This is a genomic window from Variovorax sp. 10N420 (genome assembly GCF_056394705.1).
In genome coordinates this window covers 128,041-140,343 of sequence record NZ_JBFTIJ010000011.1, presented here as the reverse complement: position 1 = coordinate 140,343, position 12,303 = coordinate 128,041, and the positions used below count along the sequence as shown (strand labels likewise).

The 12,303-nt window shown below is 65.7% G+C and carries 4 protein-coding genes; 2 read left to right on the top strand and 2 right to left on the bottom strand.

All coding sequences use genetic code 11. The features are described from left to right. The coding region (locus AC1DEK_RS24485; RefSeq protein ID WP_478127903.1) for a two-partner secretion domain-containing protein at positions 1–7,697 on the bottom strand (7,697 nt) is incomplete at its 3' end. Positions 7,698–7,709: 12 nt separating this feature from the next. After that, positions 7,710–9,416 carry a ShlB/FhaC/HecB family hemolysin secretion/activation protein gene (locus AC1DEK_RS24480; protein ID WP_478127902.1) on the bottom strand — a complete coding sequence of 569 codons (1,707 nt, stop codon included), beginning with the start codon at positions 9,414–9,416 and terminating at the stop codon, positions 7,710–7,712. 537 nt (positions 9,417–9,953) lie between these two features. Between AC1DEK_RS24480 and AC1DEK_RS24475 the strand changes: the two genes are divergently transcribed. Together AC1DEK_RS24475 and AC1DEK_RS24470 are read left to right on the top strand one after the other, a co-directional pair. Continuing rightward, on the top strand, positions 9,954–10,379 hold the full coding sequence (locus AC1DEK_RS24475) for an SgcJ/EcaC family oxidoreductase (RefSeq protein ID WP_478127901.1): 426 nt from the start codon (positions 9,954–9,956) through the stop codon (positions 10,377–10,379). Between the two features lie 101 nt (positions 10,380–10,480). Then, a complete protein-coding gene (locus tag AC1DEK_RS24470) occupies positions 10,481–12,301 on the top strand; it encodes an FAD-binding oxidoreductase (protein WP_478127900.1) in 1,821 nt (606 codons plus the stop codon). The last annotated feature ends 2 nt before the right edge of the window (positions 12,302–12,303 follow it).

Here is a 12,303-nt window from a genome sequence, read left to right as displayed (position 1 = left end):
TTCGTGGTCGTGGTGGAGCTTTTGAAGGTCCCCTTGCTCGTCGTCTGCTTGCCCTGGATGTCCAGTTGCGTGGTCTGTCCGGCGCCGATGTTGATGTCGCGGTCCGCATGCACCAGGAGCAGGCCGTCGCCGCTGGAGACGGTGGCTTGGCGGGCGTTGATGTCGTTGCCCGCGCTGAGGACCGTCGTGCCATTGGTCGTGATCGTGGTTCCGGTCTCGCGGCTGGTGGCCGAGCCCACGTAGTCCTTGGGGCCCGTGACGGCGAGTTGCGATCGGCTCTCGGTGACCGTGCCCAGATTGATGTCACGCTTTGCCGTGATCGAAGTCGAGCCGCCACCCTGGTTCTCGATGATGGCCCCCACGAGGTTCACGTCGCGCCCGGCGCTGGCGACCAGCGTGCCGCCCGGGTTGGTCACGTAGAGACCTGCGACGCGATCTATGACGGTGGAACTCGTCAGGGCACCCGTGGCGGAGCTGGTCGTGGTGCGCACGTTGATGTCGTTGCCCGCCTTCAGACTCAGAGAATCACGCGCATCGACCGTCCCGCCAATGACGTTGATATCGCCCCTGGCATCCAGCGCCACATTGCCCCCCGAGATGCGCCCGCCCAGGTTATCGATGTTGTCCGCGGTGATGGATACGAGCGAGCGCCCGGCCACGGTGCCGGTGTTGGTGAAGTCGCCTTCACCCGCCTTGTTCTTGATGCTCAGGCGATCAGCCGACAGCAGCGCACCGGACCCATCGATGTCCCCGGGCTGCACGCGCACATACACCTGGGGCACGAGCACCTGCTGGGTGCTGCCATCGGCAAGGGTCACGGTCTGCTCGACGAGCCAGACGATATCGCTCGTGAGCTGGGCCATCTGCGCGGCGCTCAAGGCGATGCCGGGGGTCAATCCATATTGCTTGGCGAAGGTCACGCCCGCGTTCATGAGCGCGGTGTACTCGTCCTGGTCGCTGGTGTAGCCGTCCAGGTAGCGGTAGCCGGTGAGCTGGGCGATCTGCTCGCGAATGAGTTGCTGCTCATAGAAGCCGTCGCCCAGGCGCTTTTGCACCGTGTCGGGATTGAAGCCCAGGGCGTTGAGCAGGTAGTCGCTGCTGAGCCACTGGCGATAGTCGGCAAAGCGCGGATCGGTTTCGATCAGGTAATGGGCGGTCGCGCCCGGCTGGGTGCGAAACAGGCTCGCTGTGGGCAAGCGGGTCTCGGGCGTGCTGGTGCGAACGACCATGGGGATGCTGCGCGAGTTGCCGGACTGGCCTGCGGCGTCCACCGCGCCGGCCGCACCTGCGGTGGTGCCGCTGGCACTTCCCGCTGGGTCCGCGCTGGCCGCGCCGGCGGTTTGATCGGCCACAGGGGCCGCGGCGTCGCCGCTGGCGGCTGCCGAACCGTTGACCGCGGAGGGCACCTCGATCACGGTGCCCGGGCCGTTTGCACCTCCAGCCGAGACGCTGCCCGTGCCGCCTGCGGAACCTCCCGGCGCGTTGACGCCGGGCGCCGAGCCCGTGTTGTGGCCCAAGGTGGCGTTCGTGTCGTGCGTGTACTCGTAGGCGCCGACGTCGATCGTCTGGGGCGGGTTGGAGAACGGCGCCACCGGGAAGGGCGCACAACCGCCGCTGCCGTCGCACCCTATGACAGTGATGTTGCTCAGGCTCGTGGTCGACGTGCCCTTGGTGGCTTCGTTTGTCGCGCCGGGTGCGTTGAGCGCGCCGCCGGCGGTCACCTTGCTGTCGCGGTTGAACAGTTGGCCCTCGATGTTCATGTCGCCGCCTGCGACAAGCCGCGCCGGGGCCGCGTTGGTGGCGACGTCGCTGGTGGTCGTGACGGTGGCGGTCCAGTCGCCGTAGCCGATACCGACCAGGCTCTCCGTGCCATCGGGATTGCGGTGCCACACGAAGCCGGTGAGCGGATCGCCTCGGGTGTCGGCCAGGCTCCAGCGCTTCTGGTCCGCCGTGGTGACAAGGTAGTGGTCCTGCGCCGTGGTGGTCTGCTGCACCACCTTCAGGTGCGTGTCGATGTTGTTGACCTTCGTCATCGCAATCGACATGTCCCCGAGCGATTCGATCGAGGCGCTTTCGTTGTTGAGCACGCTGCCCTTGCCGGTGGCGTAGCCGTTGGCGTCCAGGCGGGCGCCAATGAACATATCGCCAGCGCTGAAAAGCAAAGCTCCGTCGCGGTTGTTGATGCTGTCGGCGCCGATGTCCAGTGTCGAGCGGCCGGCGATGGTGGCCGCCGACGCGGTGCCGTTGAGCGTCTCCGAGACGTTGTTCAGCGTGCCTGCGCCGATTGCCACGGCATCGCCGTAGATGCGCCCCGTGCCGATGTTGTTCACGGTGTCCGCATCGATGCGCGTCTGGCCCTGGCTGTCGATGAGCCCTCGGTTGTTGAGCGTCGCGGCCTGGATGAAGGTGTCGGTCCCGCTCATCTCTGCATTGGCGGTGTTCTCCACGACAGTGCCGCCAGCGTTCAGGGTGCCGCCCGCGAGCAGCTTGCCGTTGTTGGTCAGATTGCCAGTCGTCTTGTACGTGAGGTCTCCCTTGGCGCTGACCTCGCCGTTGTTCACGAGGTCCTGCGTGAGCGCGATGCTGAGATCCCACCCCGAGGCGACGCTGCCGTCAGCGCTGAAGGTCGCGGCGTCCAGCCGGAGGTCGTTGTTCGCCGTGAGCGTGCCACCGGTATTGGTGACCGAAAGCGTCTTCGCGCCCGGTGTCGCTGCGTTCGGATCGGCAATGGCGAGCATGTCGCCGGCCGAGATCAGCCCGTTGGTGTTGTTGACGCTGCCGCCGCTCGTGACGGTCGTGTTGCCGATCGTGGAGTCGCTGCGGATCGCACCCGAGGTGTTGTCCAGGTTCGCGACATTGATCACGACGTTGCCGCCCTCGATGCCCTGGTCAGCGCCCAGCGTGTTCGCGTTGTTGATCGATGCGGCGTTGAGGGTCGTGGTGGCCGCCGAGCGGACAAGGCCGCCAGAGTTGGCGACGTGGGCCGCGCTGACCGTGAGGTCGCCGACCGCCTGCGTCTGTCCGCCAGCGTTGTCGTAGGTTGCGCCGTGAGTGTCGATGCTGACGCTCGATTGCGCGAGGACGACACCGCCGCCATTGTTCGTGAATGACCCGGTGTTCGCGGTGAGCGCGTTCTTTGAGCCGATGAAGCCGCCCGTGTTGGTCAATGTGCCGGTTGCGATCGTCAGAGTGTCGGCGCTCGTGATGCCGCCCTGGCCGCTGGCATGCGCAGCCGCGTTGGTATTGCTGAGCGCCTGTCCATTCGTGTCGATCGTCATCGCGCCGCCGGACTGGATCAACCCGGCGTCGTTCGCGAGTGCGCCGGAGTGGACGGCCACCGTGGTTGCGGCCGCGATCGTGCCTTGTGCGTTCGTCAGCGCGACCCCGTTCGTATCGATCGAGAGCGCGTTTGCGAAGACCTTGCCGAGCGTGTTGTCCAACCCGGCGTTGGCGAGCACGACGCTTCCTCCGGCCTGCAGCGTGCCCGAGGTGTTGCGCGTGCTGCCGCTGGTTGTGACGTCGAGGTCACCCAAAACGGCGGCGACCGTGCCCTGCGTGTTGTCGAGGCTCGCGGCCGTGACAGTCGTATCGCCATTCGCCGCCAGCATGCCGCCGACGTTCGTGGCCGTGCCCGTGACGGCGGCTGCGAGATCGCCCACGGTGGTGATGCGGCCCGAATCGTTGACGAGGCTGCCCGCGTGGATCGTCGCGCCGCCGCCCGAAGTGATCAAGCCTGCCGCGCTGTTGTCGGCGACGCCCGCTGTGCTGACGTCCAGATCGGCGGTCCCGGCGGTGCGGATCGATCCGGCTCGGTTGTCCAGGCTGAGCGCAGAGAGGGTCGTAGCGCCGTTGCTCGCGATGCTTCCACCGTTGCTGTTGTCGAGCGCGCCCCCGACGCTGATGCGCATCGCATCGGTCCCGGTCTGCACGATGGTGCCTCCGCGATTGCTGAGCGACCCCGCATCCATGGTGATCTGCTTCGCGGTGGCAGCGCCGCCGTCCTGATTGAAGTCGCCCGTGACTTGGGCGACCAGCGCGCCGTTGCTCGTGATCTCCCCTCGGGAACCCTGCACGCTTCCTGCGGTCAGCGCCAGGGTCCCGGCGCCCGCGTGCTGGATCTGGCCCGCCGCATTGGAGAGCGTTCCCGCCTCGATGGCCACATCCGAGCCATTGCTCGCGATGAGCCCTCCATCGTTGGTGAGTGCCCCGGAAACGGCGATGTGTGTGGTGTCGGCCCCGCTCTGGACGATCTGCGCACCGAGCGTGTTGCTCAACTCCGCCGCATCGATGCTCACTTGCTGGGCGACCGTGGCGCCGCCCGCTTGAGCAAAGTTGCCGACGCGCGCACTGAGCACGCCATTGCTGGTGATCTGGCCTTCGTTCGCGTGATAGGTCGCGGCGTCCAGCAGCAGGGTTCCGGCGCCGGCGTGCTCGATGGCACCGCCCGAGTTCACGAGCGTGGCGCCCTGCAGGTTCAGCCGCAGATCGCCTCCATTGGTGGCGAGGCGGCCTGCGCTGTTGTCGAAGGTGCCGGTGACGGTGATGTCGGTGGCCTCGGCGCCGCTCTGGACGATGGAGCCAGCCCGGTTGCTCAGGTCCGTGGCGGCGATGGATATCTGCTGCGCGACCATGCTGCCGCCGTCCTGCTCGAATTGCCCGGCCCTGATGTCCACGCGACCGTTGGAGAGGAGGGCGCCTCCGGCACCGCTGAAGGTGCGAGCCTTCAGCGCCAGAGTTCCGGCCCCGGCATGCTCCAGCCGGCCCTGGGTGTTCACCACCGCGTCCGCGCCGAGCATGAAGTACGCGCCGTTGGTACTGATGCTTCCGGCGGAGTTGTCCAGTTCGCCCGCGACTGAAATGCGCGTCGCGCCTTCACCCGTCTGGGTGACGGTGCCGCCCTTGTTGCTGAAGCTGCCCGCATCGATGGCGAGTTGCTGGGCGCTGGTCGTGCCGCCGTCCTGTTTGAAGGCGCCGGCGACGTTGATGGCGAGCGCGCCATTGCTCAAGACGCTGCCGCCTGCACCGTCGAAGAAGCCGCCGTTGATCGACAGGGCGCCCGCCCCGGCATGGTGGATCTCGCCCGCCGTGTTGATGATGCGGCCGGCCGACAGGGTGAGGTCCTGGCCGTTGCTGGCAATGAGACCGTTCGAGTTGTCCAGGCTCCCGGCCAACGCGATGGTGCTGGAAGCCGCGCCCGTCTGCACGAGCTCCCCGCCATTTGAGTTGACGACGTTCGAGACACGCAGCTCGAGTTGACCCGCGTTGATTTGGCCGCCGTCGTTCACGAGTGCCTGTGCGGCGAGATTGTTCGCGGTCACCGTCAGCGTGCCGGGCGTGACAACGGTGCCGCCGCTCGTGGCGACTTCGCCTTGCGTGGCACTGATCGCAATGTTCGCAGCGCTTGTCGTGCTGTGGGACAGATCGACGCTCGCGCCTTGCAGCGTGACGCTGGCCGCAAGGTTCTGGCCCTGGGCCACGAGCGCGCCGGTGGTCGTCACATGCAGATCGCCAGTCGCGGCGAGGCTGCCGTCGGCGTTGATTCCTGCGCCAAGGACGCTGCCGGTTCCGCCTCGCAAGCTCGCGGCGTCGATGGTCGTATTCCGTCCCGCCGTGATGCTGCCGTCGCTTGAAAGCTGCCCCGCGACCGTGACTATGGTGTCGTTCGTGCCGCGCAAGGTGCCGCTGTTGCTCACGCTGCCGGCACGGATCGAGAGGTCGGTCGCGGCGCCGATCTGGCCGGAGTTCGTCAGTGCGTTCGAGACGTTGACCGAGACGCCAGCCGTGGCCGAGGAAATCGCCCCCTGTGTGTTGTCCAAGGACTTGCCCGAGAGCGTGAGGGCCTGGTTGGCAACCAGCGAGCCCGCCGAGTTCTGGACGTCGCCTGCAACGCGTGCATTCAGCGCGCCGGCAGCGGAGATCGCGCCGCGCATGTTGTTCGTGGCGCCGCCGACTTCGAGCACCACGTCCCCGTTGCTCTCGATGGAGCCGTCCTGATTGTTCAGGTCGCCGCTGGTGGTGATCGTCACGCTGCCGGCGTGCAGCTTGCCTCCGGCGCCGTTGTCGAAGGTCCCGACATCGGCAGTGAAGTTGTTTGCGACGTTGAGCACGCCTCCTGCGTTGCTGAACGCGGGGCCGCTGACGGTCAGCGTGCCAATGTCCAGTTGGCCGCCCGAGTTGTTCACCTGCGGGGTTTGCAGCGTGATCGGGCCTCCGGCGTAGATGCGGCCGCCTTCATTCCTGATCTTTCCGTTCGCGGCCGTGATGCTGCCCGGCGCTGGCGGCGAAGAGCCGGGGGAGGGCGGCGTGTTCGGCGCGCCCTGTCCTGCGTTGCCGGGAGTTCCAGGGCCGCCCGCGCCGCCCGCATCTGCCGGATCGCCGCCGGTGTTTTCATTGCCGCTGCTTGGCTCGTTGGGAGATGGCGCTGCGGGGGCTGGCTCGGCACCGATGACCGCGCCGGCCGTGTTGTTCAAGATGGGCGCGGCGAGCGTAAGGCCCGCCGCGCCGTTCTGCCGGAGCGTCCCGGAGTTCACGACGTCGCCGGCCGCGCTCGCAAGCTCGATGCGCTGACCTTCCAGGGTCCCCGAATTGGTGAGGTCGCCGGTCGAGCTGATCTTCGTGGCACCGACGCTCAGCACCGTGCCGCTGTTGGTAAAGCTTGGCGCCGCAATGATCGCGTCGCCTGCCGCCTGGATCGTGCCGATGTTCTCGATGCGTCCGGAGGCCGTCACGGTCAGTTCGCCGATGCCCATGAGGGCGGCATTGCCGGCGCCGGTCTGGATGGTCCCGGCGTTGCGCGCTCCGACGCCTGCCTCGGTGCCCATGATCCAGATCTTCTGGGCATACATTCCACCCAGCGTTCCTGAGTCGAAGGCGAGCGGTGGCGTCGGCCCTGTGCCCGCGATCGGTGCGACGTTGGCAGCAGCGCCCGGTGCGCTGTCGGCGCCCACCTGGTTCGCGCCCGTCACCACGCGCAGCTCGCCGCCGCCCCAGACCCCGGCGTTGATCGAGACCATGCGCGCATAGAGCGCCGCAAACTCCGTCCCGCTGGCATTAAGGCCGGCGCCGCTCACGCCGATGGTCCCTCCAGTGACGCGATAGCTTTCGATGCCGCCGTAGGCGTTGAGCTGTGGCGCGCCCGTGGTCAGGGTCACGCGATTGGCGTTGATGAAGGTTGCCCCGTCCACCTGAATGCCCGAGGGGTTCGCGATGACGATCTCGGCCCTTGAGCCGGCGACCTCCAGCGGACCGCGCAGGTAGCTCGGCGACGAGCTGTTCACCTCGTTGAGGATGATCCGCGCGGACCCGTTCGCAAGCCACGGATTCGCGGCAAGGAAGCCGCCCAGCTGCGATTGCACGGGAGTGCGGGAGTTGTTGAAGATGGCACCCGGTGCGTTGACATCGAACTGCCGATAGACGTTGCGAGACACGCCCGCCGCGGAAGGCGTCACTATGTTGATGACAGGCACGCCATTCGGTGCGGCGAGCACGGTGGGCCGCTGATTGCCTGGCGCGTTTGGGTCGCCCGCGATCTGGGCCTGCGCGGGTGCAAAGGCAAAGGCAAAGGCAGCCAGCACCGGTATTCCGACAACCCCGGAGGTCGTGCCCGGTGCCTTGCCGGCGCTTCGCGCGTTCTCCTGCACCGCGATCCGCATTCCTCGTGCGGCGCTAAAAATCACCCTGTGTCGCAGCTTGTTCATCTTGTTGTTGCGTTAGAAGTTGTAGTTCAGGCCGAAGCCGGCAGTGACGTTCGCGGTGCGAAAGCCCTCGGGTTTGCTGATGGGCGTGCCGACAAAGAAGTCGTAGTTCAGGCCGCGGAATGCGCCGCGAACCCCTACAACGCCGCCCGCGAGCTCGGAGCCGGGCTGAAACGCGACGGAAAGCCCACCAACGTGGCCGTAGTCCACGCCTGCATACAGTTCGGCACCGCTCTGGCCGAGCGCCAGGCCGAGGTCGTTGCGGATGAACCAGCCGCGTTGGCCGAGCAGGCTGTTTTCGCCGTCGAAGCCCCGCACCGTGTAGCGGCCGCCGATCGCGAATTGGTCCTGCGGTGTGAGGGGCGTGCGGTTCAGTTGTGCGCGCCACAACGCGCTGTAGAGAAACTGTTCGCCCGCGAGCTTGAAGGGCGCGTTGAGATTCGCCTCGGCCGTGAAGAGCTTCATGCGGGAGGTGCCTTCGCCGAAAGCTTCTTCGGGTGCTGGCTGCGATCCAAACGCGCCCGTGCCGCGCCGGTAGGCAAGGGTCGCATCCAAGGTGGCTTCACCGATGAACTCACGGTGATTGATGCTGGCCTCCCAGCCGCCGACAGTGCGACGTTGAACATCGACCTCGGTGTCATCGACGAAGTTGTGCGAAGCCCGCCGCCATGCCCGGAGCGCCGTGGTCGTCTTGCGCGAGGCGTCCCGGTAGATGAGTCTTGCGAGCTTCACCTCCGCGTTGCTCGATTCACCGCTATAGACATAGTCTTCGTACAGACCCGCGACGGACTGGCGGTAGTCGTTCTGCGATGCTGTCGCGCTCAGCAGCCAATAGCCGTAGGGAACGGAGTAGTGCACGGTCTGACCGGCCGTGCCCTGGCCTTCATGGTTGAAGACATCGTGACTGAGGCTGACATAGAAAAGATCATTCAGTCCAAGCGGGTTGTCCCAGGCGACGGTGGCGCCACCCTGGATTTTTCCGGTAGCGTCCGTTCCGCCGTCGTCGAGACTCAGGGTCGCCCGCAACGGACCCAGCGCCGAAGGTTTGCGTGTGTACGCAATCACCAGATCGCTGTCGCCGGGCCGAGCGTCGCTGGCGCGCGACGCCTCGATCTGGATGTCGGCGTCTGCCGTTGGAAGGCGCTTAAGGTTTTCCAGGCCCTGCTCGATGTCGCGCAGATTGACCAGATCACCAATGCGTGCGGGAATGGCGCCGCGCAGGCTCGTGATTGCGGTCTCGATTACGGCCTCGTTTGTGGCCTCGCCCGGGCCGTGTTCGGGTTGCTTGAACCGGATGGCTGCGATCCGGCTGGGCACCAGCGTCAGGGTCAACGTGCCGGCGGAGAGATCCTGCGGGCCGACCAACACGCGCGTCGTGACGAACCCGCGGGCGATGATGGTCTGCTGCACGCGCGCGAGGATGACATTCACCCCCTCCGTGCCGAGGCAGCGATCGCGCCAGTCATCGGGCGCGTCCCCTGATTTGGACGCGGCATCCAGCGCCCACTGAAAGGTATTCGCGAATTCTCCCGACAAGACGAGCCGGTGAATATCGAAACACGGCACCTCGCGAACGGGCAGGGTTTGCGCTTCGATGACTGCGGGCTTCGGTCGGTCGTCGACGGTGCGCTCTTGCTGCTCGCGCAATGCGCGTTCGCGCTCTTGCTGGCGCTGTTCCTCGCGCAGCGCCCGTTCGCGCTCTTGCTGGCGCTGTTCATCCATGAGCGGCCTCGGTGTGGAGGCAGTCTGCGCGTGCGCCGCGAACGACGCGACAGCGCCGCTCAGCAGGAGGGGCGAAAGCTTGGAAACGGAGAGTGTGGAAACACGTCGCACAGGCCCGGTGGCCCGCGCACTACGGCGGAGGAGTTGAATCATTTTTCTTGCTGAAGCGTCCGGGGAGGACGCGATACGTGCGGGGTGTCCCGTCACTGAAGCCTTCTTGAGCGCTTCTTGGGGATTAGTCTATGAACAGCAGCTGAGATGCCGGCTCAATACGTCCAGGACTTTGAGAAAAATTTCACCGAAATCTCTCGTTGACGACAGGTCGTCGTTGCAACGCCACGAGTCCCGAGACAGAGCGCCAAACACGTCTGGATCAGAATGCGAACTAAAGAAGTCTCGGGTAAGACATTTGGATAGCAGCGTCAGAAATGCAAATGAAGTTCACATTCCACTCAGGAGCGTCTTGCTGAATATTTGGCGCACTATTCGCAGTGCCATCCGAAGTTCCATCATCGAGTCCTGTGAGGACGATCGCAAATGAAACACCCTGAAGACACGCCCCTGGCGTTTCAAACCGCGTGGAACAACCACGACCTCGACTCCTTCAAGACTCTGTTTCAAGATGACGCGACATTCGTGAACCGATTCGGGCATTACGTGCGCGGCGTCGAAGAAATCGTCACGATGCACGCGCCCATTCACGCGACCATCTATAGCGACTCCACGCTCGACAACGAGTTGATCGATCTCATCGCCATCAGTGACGATGCAGTGGTCATGCACTTCTGGAGCCGTCTCAGTGCGGGTGCGGCTCATCCGGCCGGCCCTCACGCGGTCGACACGCTGATCCTCGCCGTGCTGACGCGGCAGTCTGATGAATGGCGGATCAAGGCGCTCGAGAACGTCACGTTGACGAATCCTCGCACTGGAGAAGCGGTGTTGAGAGACGACCGGGCGTCCTGACGCCGGCCGCCATTGGCTCCGTGCTCATGCATCTCGCGCCGCGTCCAAGCGATTTGTCGCATCGGATTCCCGCCGGCTCGACACGCAGCCAGAATGACGGAATGACGCTCCACTCGAAAACCCGAAGAAGCCTTTGGCAGGCTGCTGCAGTGCTGCCATTCGCACCGCTGCTGCCAAAAATCGGATGGGCCGCTCAGGCGTCGGCTCGCGCCCGGGTCCGGCCGGGCGAGCCGGGCTGGCCTTCGAGCATGCAATGGCAGCAGCTGAAAGAGCAGGTCGGAGGGCGGCTGATCGAGGTGCGGTCGCCGCTTGTCGCCTGTCGCGCCACACCGGCCAGCGCCGAATGCGCGCAGCTGTTCAAGTCGATGAAGAACCCGTATTTCATCGGCGATGACGTCGCACTGACGCAGACGCTGGGCTGGGTCGACGCCTGGACATCCTCGCCGAGCGTCTACGCAGTCGCGGCGCGCGAAACGAGCGACGTCGCGGCAGCCGTCGACTTTGCGCGTGAGCACCGGTTGCGCTTGGTCGTGAAGGGCGGCGGCCACAGCTATCAGGGCACGTCGAATGCGCCCGATTCGCTGCTGGTCTGGACCCGGCACATGAATGCGGTCACGCTGCATGACGCTTTCATTGCCGATGGCTGCGCGGCGTCTTCCGCGCCCCAACGTGCCGTCACGGTCGAAGCCGGTGCCATGTGGTCGCAGGTGTATGACGCTGTGACGACGCAGGCAGGCGGCTATGTGCAGGGCGGCGGCTGCATGACGGTCGGCGTGGCAGGATTGATCCAGAGCGGCGGCTTCGGCAGCTTTTCGAAGCGCTACGGTCTTGCGTCGGGCAGTCTGCTCCAGGCCGAGGTGGTCACCGCCGATGGCCAGGTGCGCATCGCCAATGCCTGTACCAATCCGGAGCTCTTCTGGAGCCTCAAGGGAGGAGGCGGTGGCAGCTTCGGGGTCGTCACCAAGGTCACGCTGCGCGTGCACGAGTTGCCCGAAAACTTCGGCGCTGTGAACCTGACGATCAAGGCGCATTCGCCAACCGCGTTCCGATCGCTGATCAGCAAGGTCCTGGCGTTTTACGGCGAGTCGTTGATGAACCCCCACTGGGGCGAGCAGATCCGCTTTCGCACCGACAACACCGTGGCGGTGTCGATGGTGTTCCAGGGCCTGACGCGAAGGCAGGCGCGGATCGTATGGCAGCCCTTTCTCGATGCGCTGGGGGCGGCGTCAGATGATTTCAGCGTCGACGCCGGAATGTTCTCCGTCGTGTCGGTTTCGGCGCAGGAGTTCTGGTCGCCAACGCTCATCAAGCGCACGCTCGGCTTCGTGGCAAGCGATGACCGGCCGGGCGCACCGAAGACCAACGTGTTCTGGCCGGGCGATCAAAGGCAGGCGGGGCAGGTGCTGCACGGCTATGAGTCCGGCTGGCTTCCCGCAGCAATGTTGCAAGACAACCAGCGCGAAGCCTTGGCCGATGCACTCTTCGCAGCGAGCCGGCACTGGCCCTTGTCGCTGCACTTCAACAAGGGTTTGGCCGGGGCGCCGCCCGAGGCGATCGCCGCGGCGCGCGACACCGCCATGAACCCGGCCGCGCTGGAAGCTTTTGCGCTGGTGATTCTCGGAGCGGACGAGCAACCCGCGTACCCGGGCATCGCGGGCCACGAGCCCAACGCATCACAGGCGCACCAGCGAGCGCAGGCGATTGCACGCGCGATGGGCGAGCTTCGCAAGCTGGTGCCCAACCCCGGCGCCTATGTCTCGGAAAGCAATTACTTCCAAGCCGACTGGCAGCAGGCTTTCTGGGGATCGAACTACACGCGGCTGCGCGCGGCGAAGTCTCGATACGACCCTGAAGGCCTGTTCTTCGTACACCACGGCGTGGGCAGCGAAGACTGGAGCGACGACGGCTTCACGCCGCGATAAAA

Coding starts and splice junctions, on each gene's coding strand:
- AC1DEK_RS24480 (WP_478127902.1), bottom strand. CDS start 9,416: ATGGATGAACAGCGCCAGCAAGAGCGCGAACGGGCGCTGCGCGAGGAA.
- AC1DEK_RS24475 (WP_478127901.1), top strand. CDS start 9,954: ATGAAACACCCTGAAGACACGCCCCTGGCGTTTCAAACCGCGTGGAAC.
- AC1DEK_RS24470 (WP_478127900.1), top strand. CDS start 10,481: ATGACGCTCCACTCGAAAACCCGAAGAAGCCTTTGGCAGGCTGCTGCA.